Origin of the sequence: Microcoleus sp. Pol7_A1 (assembly GCF_036701085.1) — a bacterium.
GTDB classification, from domain to species: domain Bacteria; phylum Cyanobacteriota; class Cyanobacteriia; order Cyanobacteriales; family Microcoleaceae; genus Microcoleus; species Microcoleus asticus.
Map to the genome: position 1 here is coordinate 38342 of NZ_JAUBQD010000036.1, position 12284 is coordinate 50625.

The 12284-nt window shown below is 47.6% G+C and carries 8 protein-coding genes; 2 read left to right on the forward strand and 6 right to left on the reverse strand.

The window, feature by feature from the left end; translation table 11 throughout:
- Positions 1–71: 71 nt before the first annotated feature.
- Positions 72–3296 carry an efflux RND transporter permease subunit gene (locus QUA20_RS19735; RefSeq protein WP_333190761.1) on the reverse strand — a complete coding sequence of 1075 codons (3225 nt, stop codon included), beginning with the start codon at positions 3294–3296 and terminating at the stop codon, positions 72–74.
- 788 nt (positions 3297–4084) lie between these two features.
- A complete protein-coding gene (locus tag QUA20_RS19740) occupies positions 4085–4687 on the reverse strand; it encodes a thioredoxin family protein (protein ID WP_333190762.1) in 603 nt (200 codons plus the stop codon).
- Positions 4688–4865: 178 nt separating this feature from the next.
- Between QUA20_RS19740 and QUA20_RS19745 the strand changes: the two genes are divergently transcribed.
- Positions 4866–5270, forward strand: coding sequence for an NIL domain-containing protein (locus QUA20_RS19745; RefSeq protein WP_006635751.1), 405 nt, complete (start codon positions 4866–4868; stop codon positions 5268–5270).
- A gap of 63 nt (positions 5271–5333) precedes the next feature.
- Positions 5334–5777 (forward strand): hypothetical protein, encoded by a 444-nt coding sequence (locus QUA20_RS19750; RefSeq protein WP_333190763.1) that lies wholly within the window; start codon positions 5334–5336, stop codon positions 5775–5777.
- Positions 5778–6733: 956 nt separating this feature from the next.
- Here QUA20_RS19750 and QUA20_RS19755 read toward each other — a convergent pair.
- The 4 genes from QUA20_RS19755 to QUA20_RS19770 all read right to left on the reverse strand — a co-directional run bounded on the left by QUA20_RS19755 (position 6734) and on the right by QUA20_RS19770 (position 11669).
- Complete coding sequence (locus tag QUA20_RS19755; protein WP_333190764.1) at positions 6734–7285, reverse strand: shikimate kinase; 552 nt, start codon at positions 7283–7285, stop codon at positions 6734–6736.
- Positions 7286–7307: 22 nt separating this feature from the next.
- Positions 7308–8192, reverse strand: a complete 885-nt coding sequence (locus QUA20_RS19760) for a LapA family protein (protein WP_333190765.1) — start codon at positions 8190–8192, stop codon at positions 7308–7310.
- An 86-nt stretch (positions 8193–8278) separates the two neighbouring features.
- Positions 8279–8896, reverse strand: a complete 618-nt coding sequence (locus tag QUA20_RS19765; protein WP_333190766.1) for a flavin prenyltransferase UbiX — start codon at positions 8894–8896, stop codon at positions 8279–8281.
- A 403-nt stretch (positions 8897–9299) separates the two neighbouring features.
- Positions 9300–11669, reverse strand: a complete 2370-nt coding sequence (locus tag QUA20_RS19770; protein ID WP_333190782.1) for a ribonuclease R family protein — start codon at positions 11667–11669, stop codon at positions 9300–9302.
- Positions 11670–12284 lie beyond the last annotated feature (615 nt).

A 12284-nucleotide genomic window follows, 5' to 3' on the forward strand; every position in this document is an offset into this window, starting at 1 on the left:
CCCCACAAGAAAACTCATTCGTGCAACAGGCATCTTGCCTGTTCTTGAAAATGGTGCAAGATCTCAAGATTTTACAAATTCGGAGTCTTTCCCGCCGTCTTTTGCACGGGAATAGCAACCGCCTGCGGTTTCTTCTTCGCTGCCAACATCCCAAAGAAGTCGTGCAGCAAAATATAGAAACAGGGAATAATAAACAGCGTCAGCAAAGTTGCCAGCGACAAACCCGAAAACACCACCACACCCAAAGGTTGCAAGAATTCCGAACCTTCTCCAATGCCCAAAGCTAGGGGAAACAAACCCAAAACTGTGGTAATAGTTGTCATCAAAATCGGTCGCAAGCGCTGAGGTGCCGCCCTGAGAATTGCTGTTGTGCGATCGACTCCTTCCTCTTCCCGAATTTGGTTCGCCAACTCCACCATAATAATACCGTTATTCACGATAATTCCCACGAGCAAAATTGCCCCGATCATCACCGTCGCACCGATCGCAGTTTTGGTCACATAAAGCCCGAATACTCCCGCCGCCAAAGCCAGCGGCACTGTCAGCAAAATCACCAGCGGATCAACCAGAGAATTGTACTGCACCGCCATCGCTACAAACACTAAAAAAGTCGCCAACCCCCCCAAAAGCTTGAGAGAAGTTTGCAATTGCTGATTAGTTTCAGCAGCCGAACTCGGCACAATTCTTATTCCTGGCGGCAACTTTAGTTCTGATACAACTGCATCGACTTGCTGGACAGCATCGCCCAGACTCGCACCCTTATTCAAGTTTCCGACAACTAAGAAAACTTGCCGCTGATTGAGACGCTGAATTTCTGCCGGCGCTTTGCCGATCGTAATATTTGCCACGTCGCTTAAACGGATGATGCTATTGTTGCCAGATAACGGAATTTGTCCGAGTTGGGCAATAGATTTTACAGAAGTGCGATCGAACTGCACGCGCACGTCTATTAAGCGGTTTCCCCGCTGCACTTGAGTCGGAACAGTACCTTCAATTGCTGTCTGAATTGTCTCTCCAATATCTTGGGCTGTCAGCCCGTACACAGCGGCCCTTTCCCAGTCTGGACGAATTTGTACCTCTGACTGCGGCGGGTCTGCCTCCGGCCGAAACCGGGCTAATTTTACCTTCTCATCTAATGCTTTTAATATCTGACGGCCTGCTTCCTGCAATGATTCTTCAGTGTCCCCCTGAACCACGACATCAATTTCGCCACCCCGCACGGGAGAATTAGTTAAAACTAAACCCCTAATCGATTCTGGAACTAGCCGCAGACGAGTTCCTTTAGGAAGGTCAATTTTTTTCAATTCTTCAGTCATTCTTTCTGTAAAATCGGTGGTATTGGTACCTGATTTGAGCGTAATTGTGCTGCTTCCCCGAAGCAAATTTTCAGACGTACTGTTGCCGAACAGCAGCCCTCCCGCTGTCGTTAAAGTGTACTCTGTTTCTGGCTGTTCAAGCAGAATCTTATCGACAGCAGCAATCACTTTTTGATTGGTTTCCAAGTTAGTCCCCGGAGGAAATGAAGCAAATAATCTGGCTTGACTTGTATTAACTCTCGGCAAAATTTCTTGGGGAATTTGTCCTAGCATCACCCATGTGCCACCGCCTAAAATGACAAAAGCTACTACAATTATAATTAACCGCAAACCCAGGACTTTCGAGAGCATTGAACCGTAAGCCCGCGTGCCGTTTTCAAAGCCGCGGTTGAAATGTTTTATCGGCCCGAACTGATTGATACCGCTGGAATAAGACATTCCCATCAAGCGAGAAGTCAGCATCGGCACTACCGTTAAAGCTACTAGCAGAGACGCTGCTACTGCAAAGCTAATTGTCAAAATTAATTCGTTAAATAGCAGCGAAAAGAAGCCGCCAATCAGCAAAAATGGCAGCACTGATACTAAGTTAGCCGCTGTGGAGGCAACCATTGCTGATTCTACTTCTTCACTCCGCAACACTGACTCTTCTATTGTGCGTTCTTTTCTATCTTTGATTCTGCCTTTTTTCAGATGAGGGTTGCTGTCTAGACCGACTACAATATTTTCTAAAATAACTACGCTGGTGTCGATCGCCTGACCGATTCCTAGTGCTAAACCGCCTAAACTAAATAAATTCAGCGACATACCGAACAGCCGCATTAAAATAATGGCTGCTAGAGTACACAGGGGAATAGTCAGAGAAATAATCAGGGTTTGTCTCAGGGAACCTAAAAAGAACAAAACTGCGATCGCGGCAAGGACTGCCCCGGAAACCCCCGCATTCGCCACATCGGCTAAGGAATTGCGGATAAATCTGGATTCGTCTAAAGTAGTAACTACGGTCATGTCCGCCGAAATTAAGCCGGACTCCTGCATTTCTTTGATGCGATTTTTTACTCCGTCTACAACAGTAATGGTGTTGGCGTCCGGCTGTTTCAAAATGCTAATTTTAACGGCGGGTTTTTGATTGAGAAAAACTTTGACTCGCTGTTCTTCCGTGCCGTCATTGACTCTGGCAAAATCGCGCAGGTAAACTCGTTTTGGCGGGTTGGAACCGGATACTTGAAAGGAAAGATTGGCGATTTCAGAGGCTGTTCTAAAGCGGCCGATTGTGCGCGTCAGCGGTTCGTTAGATTCTTGCCGCAGCCGGCCACCGGAAGTGTCTAAATTGCGATCGCGCAAAGCATTAAAAACGTCATTAAGATTAACTCCTAAACTTTGCAACCGGTTCAGGTCAATATTAACTTGAATTTCTTCTTGAACGCCCCCGGAAACGTCAACGGAAGCTACTCCGGGAATAACGTTAATTTCCCGGGCTAATTCTTCATCGGCAAATACCCGCAAATCTACCCCTTGTCGCGAGTCTGAAGTCAGGGCAAATTCGTAAACCGGCTGTTGAGAAGGGTCAAATTTAAATAGAGTTGGCGATTCAACTGTATCGGGAAGTCGGTTGCGGATGCGGTTGACGGAGGCTGTCGCGTCGTTGAGGGCTTGGTCGATATCGCCGCCCGGTCTGAAGAATAAATCGACGCTGACTTGTCCTTCGCGGGTGCGGGAAAAAACTTGCGTGACTCCTTCTGTGGCTGAGAGTCCTTGTTCGAGGGGGCGGGTAATTTCGTCAACTGCGACTTCTGGCGAGATTCCGGGGGCGTCTAGGCGCACGGAGATGCGGGGATAGGTGATGGAGGGCAACAAGTCAACGGGCAGTTGGGTGATGTAGAAAATGCCCACGACTATAATCGCAAGTGTCAGCATGAGAGTGCCGATGTGGCGGCGAATGGCGGTCGCGCTAATGCTGAATCCGGTTTTGTCGGCTGTCATTCGATTTTAGATTTTAGATTTTAGATTTTAGATTTTAGATTGAAAAGTTTACCGCGTCAGTCAGCCTGCGAAGGAATGAATCGGCGGGCCCCAGACCAAATTCTTTTCGATCGGGCTTTAATTTCTCTCTAGAATCAGAGAATATTTACGCTCGGCACCTTACAAGTATAATAAATTTTAATAAACTCTCAAAAAGTTTTTTTGAATATTCCTTTAGAGGTAGTCGATCGCGCAAATGGGTTTATACTCAGCACAATCTCTAACCGTGCTTTTAAAATAGCCCTAATTCCGGTAAAATCTCGCCTTACGGCTGAGGCTTGTAACAGCAGCTAGAGCGCCTAAAGCTCTGTAAAGCTTACTGAGGGAGTAAGAATCATGCTAAATGGAAAATGCTATGGGCAATCGCAGGCTCAAAGAAATTTGTGAGGATCTTTGGATATTTGTATTAAGAATCAGAGTGAAATGCTTGTATTTTTGGGTGCAAAATAAAAGTAATATTTTACTTTTTTTTATTAATCTTTTATTATACATTCTCAAATTGATTGTTTGGGCTGCCGTGGTTTTCGGTTTAATGTCAATTCTGGGTCATTTCTGCAAAGTTGACATACACATTAACCGATCGCGCATTACTCTCCACTATCAGTGTCCTGAACCAGTCATAAAGCCCGATCCTCCCGTTGCTTATATACTCAGCAGGGTTTCACGTTTCAGACCTTGCTGAGTATACACCACCATTTTTACCGTCAAACCGCTCCTAATGACTAATCACTCATGACTACTGACTTCTTTCACTGTACTTGAGATCCGTGGGCGCGGGGGTCGGAGCTACTTGTTTTCACAGGCCCTGTGGCGGGAGTAAAATTAGAAACTTGACCTGCTGCTTGGACGTGTGGCAGTGGTTTTCCTGCAATTAAAGCTTCTAAGTTAGCTTCCATAATAGTGCGCGGCATTTCGCCCATCGTTTCAGCAACGGGGCTGCCTTTATCGTTCAAATAGACAAAGTGCGGAATGCCGTCTACTCGATATTTGGTGATTTCTGGCAGCCATTTGTCATTGTCTACATTCAGCATTACAAAATTCAGCGGTTCGGCATATTTATCTTTGATTTCGCTCAAATCGTTAGCCATTGCCTGACAGCTACCGCACCAATTAGCATAAAATTCCATGAGTGTGGGTTTGCCGTTTACCAAAGCTGTTTCTAATGGCGTCGAAGCTTTTGCCATTTCGGTGAGACTGCTTGACGGCGTTTGAGTTCGCAGCCCCAAGAAGATAGATACTGAAAGGGCGATCGCTGCTAACACGATCGTTAAGTTTCTGATGCGCGTAGCGACTTTTGTTTCGGGATTTTTGGCGGCGGGGGCAGCAGTTGAGTTGGGCGAATTCTGAGTCATATAATAGATTGCGGTTTTATTTCTAGGTTTTTATTTTAAATAATAGATTCAAATTATACCACATTTTGAGATAATCAGACCCATCTTATAAAAATTTTTACTAAGCCCAGTAATTAGACCAAGTGCGCTAAAACATAAGATAACAAAGATTGTTTGTAAATTATCGAGGACTTGCAGGGTGAAAAAACGGGTAACACTGACGTTTCCCCAACGATCGATCCAAATGCCTGTCACCTATCGACTGGCAAAGGATTTTAATGTTGCAGCCAACATTATCCGCGCTCAGGTGGCCCCGAACCAAGTGGGCAAACTGGTGCTAGAGTTATCAGGGGATATCGACCAACTAGAAGCGGCGATCGACTGGATGCGATCGCAAAACATCGGCGTTTCGCTAGCCAGCCGGGAAATACTCATAGACGAAGATATATGCGTTCACTGCGGTTTGTGTACGGGGGTTTGCCCGACAGAAGCCTTGACCCTTGACCCAGAAAGCTTTAAACTAAGTTTTGCTCGATCGCGGTGTATCGTTTGCGAGCAGTGCATCCCTACTTGTCCGGTGCAAGCTATTTCTACTAACCTCTAGGCCCTGTACAAACTCATCGGGATCGTCATCTTTTTTTCCTGGTTCCCCTAATTTTCCCATCGGATGAAAAAAACCTCTTGGGTTTCCCTAACTCTACTTTTTGTTACTTATTTCACCTTTGGCTGGAAATTATCTGAGTTTGATGTTCCCCCGCACCAGACTTGGTTTTTAGCCATAGCTTCAATTTTCGTGTTGGCTATCGCCTTGTCGTTCCCGCTGAGAAACACAAAAGCCTTAATTAGGGCGTGGTTTTCGAGCGATATCGGTGCTTTTCTTTCTATTATTGTAGGAGCTTTTGTGGCAGTGGTAGTTTTTGCCTGGATGCACCTTTTTGCTACTTGTTTACTCTTGATTTCAGCCGGAGCTTTGGCAAGACTCGATATTCAAATGTCTGGTTGGAAAAATTGGCGGGCTTTTGCAGTATTAATTACCATTTCTTTAGCAGGTGTGGGGTTGGGTGGAGCGATCGAGTTTTGGTTAAAAACAGGCAGGCTCGTATTCTCTTAATTGGGAACGGGCAATTCACCAAATCAAATTCTACAACTCGCAACGGATATTTAGCCGCAAACTATCAGAGCGCCCATCAATAAATACAGCTCATTTTTTTTTACCCCCCACCCCCGGATTAATGCCCCGTTCCGCGGCGTAATCATAGCAGTTTTCAAGCCAGGTGAGGTACAGCTTGTCAATAGCCGATTCCCTGTTGCGCGTTACAAATTACCAATTCTCAATTACCAATTACCGACGAACCTGGAGTGGAACTGAAAACCGCTATCGCAGTATTTGAGGTGTAGCGACTATTGCTGAAAATCTTATTCCCAAGATAAGATCCCGCAACTCCGGCAGCCAAAAACTCGATCGCAATAAAAAAGCAGCTTTAGGGAGCTGCTCGTCAGAATGCATGAGGTATTGTTTTTAGAATAGGACAGGTTGAATTCGATCGGTGCTGGGTTACATTTTTTGATACGAGAGAGTTGATGAGTGAATGGACGATCGTAAAATCGTCACATAGGAGGATAGCATTGATGCTAAATTTCCCGACAATCAAGTTAGCGTTTAACTGTCCTTGCGCCCTACAGCCCTTCAGCGGTGGGGCCATTTTATTTTTAGGGAGAACTCAAGAGCCGACTTTAACGCATCAGACGAGTCTGCCATTAGTTCTTGTATAAAATCTCCGTATCGCCACATCCTCATACTTATAAAGCTTACGCATCAGATCCGCTCAAACCCGGTTGATTCCCAAACATGGCGCGGTTAAACTGACACTCTCAGGCAAAAATAAGTATTTTTACTCAAGTTATACGATTGTAAATTTTAGATTTTAGATTTTAGATTTTAGATTTGAGAACGACTTATGAATATGCTGGTTTGGATCTGGCGTATGGTTGCATTATTTTTTGGGAAGTGCGATCGCAAGTCCTCAAAAACCTGTTAATTTCTCAGAAACCCGGTTGCTTAATGTATCAATTGAGATCGAGCCCGGTTTCTGGTTTGATAACTTTTTTTATTTCCTCGATCGCCCTAGCCGCAACTTCTTCAGGCCTTTCGCCTCCACGGGTGGAGACTCGGACATCTGCTTGAGTGTAGAAACGCTCTCGCTCGTTCAAAAGGCTTTGCAGCTTAGATTTAATCTCGCCCTCCTGCAGTAATGGTCGAGCGGTGTCCGAACGCAGTCGATCGTACAGTTGATCTACAGGCACATCCAGCCAAACCACTACACCGTAGTGCAAGTAACCCCAATTCCTCGATCGCGCCACAATGCCGCCGCCCGTAGCCACGACCGAATTTTTATAAGCAGACAATTCGCCGAGCACTTTAGTTTCTAGTTCCCGAAAAGCCTCTTCCCCTTCTCGCTCGAAAATCTCAGCAATTGACTGATTAGCAACTCGAACAATTAGTTCATCAGTATCAAAAAAACGGTATTTTAATTTTCTTGCCAAAATCCGCCCCACCGTTGTTTTTCCCGCACCCATCATCCCGACGAGATAGATATTTACTCCCCTCAACAAATCCACTGGCAAATCCTCCCATATTTTTCTATTTTTTTAGGTTAATCGATCCGTCACTGGGGCGATCGTCGTCCTCAAACTCATCACCCTCATCCAATCCCCAATCATCCTCTGTTTCTGCACTAGGATTTTTCGGTGCTTCCTCAGCCGGTTTAGGTATCGCCTCTTGCGGGGGAACGATCACCCGATACTCTGCATCGTAGATAGACTCTGTTTGCCCCACCCCAGACTGGTTTGGATCTCGATAGCCGTAAGAGTATACCGAGCCAGCCCAAGACTTGCTTTTCGGTTCCTGTTTAGCTTCGTAATCCCTCGGATTTGCCTCTGCAACGTCATTTACCTGCGGTTGCTCTGGAAAATCGCGATCGTCCCCCCAATCGTCATCGCCACCTTGAGAGCCGGATTTTGAGCCATCTGAAACCCAATCGTCCTCATCGTCTGCAGCTTGATAAGTCCCCGGTTGAGCGTAATCCTTCGCCCCATCCGGGTTCGGAGTTTCTTGCTGGAAAGTCCGGGCACTGTAACCTGCCGGCGTTCCGTACTCTGTTCGGTAAGAACCAGCAGCCTGAGTTTGGCTATTTTCCCTATTCAGATCCGGGTCAATTTCCTGTTTTCTAGGAGGGGGAGGCGGCGTGTAAGGCGTTCTCCTGTCGTCTGCGAAAGTATCGGGACGGCTGCGAATGTCGCGGCCGGTGCGGTTTTGCGTTAAAGATAGATAATTTGAAAAAGCGACCAAACCAGAAATCAATAAAGACGTGACAGCTCCCACCGCCATGCTCAGCAAAATCCAGATAGATAAGGGCAAAGCAGGCGATCGAACTCCCAAAAACACCAGCGATAATGCCGGCTCCACATTTTGGAGGGCAAAAATAGTTAGCCCTACCACAATCACTAGCAAAAAAACACCACGCATATCGAATTTTAATTTGTAATTTGTAATTGGTAATTTGTAAATGACTAATAACTAATAACTCATGACTAATGACTAATTACTAATTACTACTCTTCTTCCTTCCAGCGTTTGATAGGAACGCAATCAATCCCCAACTGGTCTAAAGCGCGAGCCACCACAAAGTCTACCAAATCTTCAATAGTTTGCGGATTGTGATACCAAGCGGGAATCGCTGGTACAATTCTAGCTCCCGCTTCTGCCAAGGTAGTCAAATTCCGCAGGTGAATCAAGCTAAAAGGCGTTTCCCGAGGCACGAGTACCAATTTTCTCCCTTCCTTGAGTTGAACGTCGGCCGCTCTTTCGAGTAAATCCGAGCTCAAGCCAGCCGCCAACTTGCCTAGTGTACTCATGCTACAGGGAATAACGATCATCCCTTGGGTGCGAAACGAGCCGCTAGCAATATTAGCACCGACATCTTGCCAGGGATGGCATCGGAGTTTACCCATTGTGGGTACTCCTGCTTTTTCTCGCCAGAATTCCTCTTGAAGCGTCGGTTCAGCAGGCATTCGGATGTTCTGTTCGCTTTGCCAAACCATGTAAGTAGATTTCGATGCTACCAGTTCCACAGCGCGATCGGCTTCCAACAGAAACTTTAGAGTTCGCACCGCATAAATCAGTCCCGATGCACCGGTAACTCCTACAATGAGGGGGTAGTTATTCGTCATTAATTATTTGTTAGTTGACGGTTGACTGTTGTTAGGAATTAGTTGTTATATCAAATCTGTTAGCATCGGAATTATTCATATATCTCTTCTCGACCTCTGCGTGAATCAGCGTCCATCCCTTGTCATCTGCGGTTAATACATTGTCTTTTTTTCACCGCAGATACAGGCAGATTAACACAGATTAACGCAGATAAACTATATAAATTCCGGTTGCACCGTCCGTGATTGTTGAATTTTGACTGCATTTGACGCCCGACGATGCTACCGGATTGGATATTAGTCCTTAATTATTTATTGATAATTGCTGAGTATAGTTGGCAGCCCACTTCTCAATACTTAGTTGCCCGACAATGACAACTAAGTATTGAGAAAAGTTAACTGTCAACTGTCAACTGTCAACTGATTATTCATCATCATCAAAAGCTTGGCTGCCGCCGCCAACTGCAACTAAATCAATTTGCTGGCGGTAGTAGTCAACACTCTTGACTTGAACTTCTACCCGATCGCCCAAACGGTACTGATTGCGGTTTTTGCGGCCCACCAGAGTTTGCTGGCGCGATCGATATTCGTACCAGTCATCCTTCAGCGAAGAAACGTGCACTAATCCCTCAACTCGCAGGATGTCGCTCTCGGGCGGCCGCACCTCAATTTCCACAAAGAAACCGTAAGACTGCACGCCTGTAATCAAACCCTGGAAAGTTTGACCGGTGCGTTCTTTCATCAATCCGGTTTTCTTCAATCCCTGCAAATCGCTTTCGGCATCCTCAGCCACCCTTTCGCGTTCCGTCAGGTGTACCACGGCCGATGCAAACTCTGTCTCAAATTCGTGGTGCAAGTCTGGAGGGAGAACATTCCAAGTAATTTGACCGTGACAGGAGGAATGGTGCAAGTCAACTTTTTCCTTAGCCCGTGTTGTGCGGCTGCTGCGGCCTTGCTCGAACACCGCTTGCAACACCCGCAGCACCAGCAAATCGGCGTAGCGAGAAAGCGGCGAAGTGCAGCGGGTGTAACCCTCTGACAGCCCCAAACCGAAGTGCGGCTTGGGAGTTGTGCTGTAAACAGCGGGCTTCATCGTGTCTTCTAGCAGGTAGGTGAGAACTCTTTCGGACTTCAAGCCGGCAAACTGCTGGGTAAATCGCTGAAAGTCAAAGGGCAGAACTTCTTCTTCGGTTTCGAGATACAGTTCGCCTCCGAGGTTGTTCGAGAGTTTGATGAACTCTTGAATGTCTGCCGGGTCTGGCATCGGCTGGACGCGGTAGATTGCTGGGACTCCCAAGGCTTGCAGGTGGGTGGCGACAGCTTGGTTGGCGAGTACCACCAACTCGGAGACAGCCGACTGGGCGGGGGGAGCCGTTGCAAAAGCTCCCAATTCGCCTTCGTCGTCGAAGTGAGAGTTAGCGTCGGGCAAGTTTAGTTCAAAAGCTCCCCGCTTGAGCCTTGCCTGTCTGGCGGCCTGTGAGGCGGCCCCCATTTGATCGAGGAAAGGACGGAGGGCGGATGATAAAGGGTGCTCTTCGGCATCGCCTGGTTCGAGAATTGCTTGAGCTTGCTGGTAGGTGAGGTGGTAGTCAATTTGAATGACGCTGGTTTGAATTTCGTATTCTAGGAGTTCTCCTGATTCGTCTAGGGTCAGCAGTATGCTGAAGGCCAGCCGTTCGGTATCGGGCAGCAGAGAGCAGCGCTCGTTGAGGATTTCTGGCAGTACGGCGATGATTTTGTCTCCCAGATGGGCGGCGGTGCCTCGCTTGCGGGCTTCGCGGTCGATCGGGGTTTCTGGCTGCACGTACTCGGCGGCGTCGCTGATGTGGATTCCTATTTGCCAGCGGCCGGGCTTCAGGGTTTCGATCGACAAAGCGCGTTCCACTGGCGGATCGGAGAGGAATGATGTCGGGTCAAACTCGTTTTCGGCTGCTCCTTCGGAGAGATTTTCCTGCTCAGCTTGAGGGGCATCGTTAAATTCGCTGTTGGTTGTTCCCGGTTCGTTTTTGCTGAAGGTAACTGTCAGGATGTTACGCAAGTCTAGCCGTTTTTTGATGTCGGTTTTTTTGACTTTGCTGGGCAAGTTTTCGGCTGCTTTGATGACGGCGGCGGGGAACGATCGCGGCAAGTCGTGTTTGCAGCATACGATGTCGAGGTCGTCAGCGGCTTCGGCGTCGGAACCGAGTACCTGTACTACTTTGCCGACTGGCCGATGGGTGCCGAGGGGGTAGCGTTTGACTTCGACGTGTACTAGGTGGTCGATCGCCTCTTGGAGATTTGTGCCATTTGCGAGCAAGTCTAGTTCAAACAACAGGCGATCGTCCAGTGGGATTGCTCTGTAGCTGACGCGGCCGGTGGGGGTGGCGGTTTGCTTGACTCGCGCCAGTACCGAGGGGTTGGCGCGTTCGAGGATGAGCATGACTTCGCCTTCGGGCGATCGGCGGCGGCTACCTTCTTTGATTATTTTGACTAAGACTCGATCGCCATTCCAAGCTGTCGAGAGGTGACTTTCCCGCACGTAAACGTCTTCTGAGCCTTCAGCGTCTTGAATTGCAAAGCAAAATCCTTTGCTCGAACAGCGCAGTTTTGCTTCTACTACGTCTTCTTCAGCTACTCGGCGATAGCGACCTTTGTCTTTGACTAATATGCCAATTTTCTCTAGAGCTTCTAATGCGATTTGAAGTTTGAGTTGACTGGTGGCGTCGTTGCAGTCGAGTTTTTTCTCCAATGCTTTAGGGGCCACTAATTTGTCTTCTGTAAAATTTGCCAGCAGTGCAGCGATAGAAAATTCCATGTAGCGATCGATCCTCTTGTTTCCAGCAATTAGTCTAATTTTGGCGAAATCAGCCGCACTCCCTAGGGCCCTCGCAGTGCCTGCTTCCCAACAAATGCGCGGGTTAATAGGTGGAGACGCGAGCACAGCCACCTTGTTTGAGCGCGAGGATTTTTTGAGCTTCTCTCCCGACACGGGCTTCGTGCTAATTGTCTGCTGTCTGTCTTGAACTGACGGCTGACGGTGCAGAAAACTGTCCCGCACGCTATTCCCCAATACAATTTTTTAGCGTTGGTTTGTTTGCTTTTAGGTCAGCAGCGCCGAGCACTTCGCGAATTAGAAAGCCCCTGTCGGTTCTTAAAAGATGGCTCGATACTGAAAGCGACGGCTTGAGTCGAGGATGAGCCGATGGAGAGATGGAGAGGGAGAAAATTTGCATTTCTTCCTTCTGCCTTGTTCCTTCTGCCTTGTTCCTTCTGCCTTTTGAAGTGCCTCTTGCTTCTTGCTTTAGCAAAGAATTTACCGGCTCAAGGCAAAATTGCTAGTAGCTCGCTGCTGCGATGCCCCTGTTTTTTGCACGCGATCTGCCCTTGCGGACGGAGGTGCAACGAGCGGGTCGGGAGCAATCTGTGCTGT